General features: G+C 62.1%; 1 protein-coding gene. It reads right to left on the reverse strand.

What is annotated here, in order from left to right; genetic code table 11:
• Positions 1–81: 81 nt before the first annotated feature.
• Positions 82–925 (reverse strand): radical SAM protein (locus tag ACU8YC_RS25035; protein WP_446895965.1); only part of this gene is annotated, 844 nt, incomplete at its 5' end.

The raw sequence follows: 925 nt of genomic DNA on the forward strand, positions 1-925 counted from the left end.
CACGCTACAGCACTCAGACCACCCGGAGTCGTCACCCGTGCAGATCAGCGAGCGCGGCGCCGCGTCACAAGCCGCCACCGATCACGCCTCGTGCGCGCGGAGGAAACGGAAGAACTCGACGCCCTCGCGCAGGCGGCGCTTCATCATGTCCCAGCTCGTCAGCATCTCGCGCAGGATTTCCCAGATCTTCGACGGGCAGAAATAGAACTCGCGATAGAAATGCTCGAGCTGATGATAGATCTCTTCCTTCGGCAGGTGCGGATAGCCGATCGCGGCGAGCTGCACCCCCTCCTTGCTGACGAGATTGATCGTCTTGTTCTCTTCCATCCAGCCGTTCTCGATCGCCTGGTTGTACAGGCGCGTGCCCGGATACGGCGCGGCGAGCGACACCTGGATCGTGTGCGGATTGATTTCCTTCGCGTACTCGATCGTCTTCTTGATCGTTTCCTTCGTCTCGCCCGGCAGGCCGAGGATGAAGGTGCCGTGGATCTTGATGTCGAGCTTCTTGCAGTCCGCGCTGAAGCGGCGCGCGAAATCGGTGCGCACGCCCTTCTTGATGTTCACGAGGATCTGGTCGTCGCCCGATTCGAAGCCGACCAGCAACAGGCGCAGGCCGTTTTCCTTCATGATCTTCAGCGACTTGTACGGCACGTTCGCCTTCGCGTTGCACGACCACGTGACGCCGAGCTTGCCGAGCTCGCGGGCGATCTCCTCCGCGCGCGGCAGGTTGTCGGTGAAGGTGTCGTCGTCGAAGAAGAACTCCTTGGTCTGCGGGAACTCCTTCAGGCAGTACTTGATCTCCTCGATCACGTGCGCGACCGAGCGGGTGCGGTAGGTGTGGCCGCCGACCGTCTGCGGCCAGAGGCAGAAGGTGCAGCGGCTCTTGCAGCCCCGGCCGGAGTAGAACGAGATGTACGGGTGCTTC

The organism is Citrobacter sp. VF227, from assembly GCF_052950715.1.